Genomic DNA, 501 nt, shown 5'->3' on the forward strand with positions numbered 1-501 from the left:
GTGCTGAACATCGGCTGCCGCGGCATCTRCGCGCTGCAATTCAGCCTGCGCACGGCGAAGAAGGACGCGCATTCGGGCAAGGTCGGCGGCGCCATGCGCAATGCGCTGCACGAGATGGCACGGCTGATCGCGACGCTGCACGACGAGGACGGCCGCGTGGCCGTCGAGGGCTTCGAGGCCGGCGCGCCGCCCATGACCAACGCGCTGCGCGCCGAGACGGCCTCCCTGCCGCTCGATGAGGCGGCCTGGTATGCGGATTTCGGCGCCGCGCCCTTTGGCGATCCGGCTTACACGGTGCGGGAGCGCACGACGCTGCGCCCGACCGTCGAGGTGAACGGGATGTGGGGCGGCTATACCGGGCAGGGTGGCAAGACCGTCACCCCGGCCGAGGCGCATGCCAAGCTGACCATGCGCCTGATCCCCGGCCAGGAACCAGTGGCCGCGCAGGCAGCGGTGCAGGCGCATCTGGCGCGCCATGCGCCGGCCGGCGTCGTGCTGGAT

1 protein-coding gene is annotated in these 501 nt (G+C 71.6%); it reads left to right on the forward strand.

The window, feature by feature from the left end:
* A partial coding sequence (locus AC1DWF_RS39150; RefSeq protein ID WP_476843760.1) for a peptidase dimerization domain-containing protein occupies nt 1–501 on the forward strand: 501 nt, incomplete at both ends.

It is taken from the genome of Aminobacter sp. P4_D5, assembly GCF_056401815.1.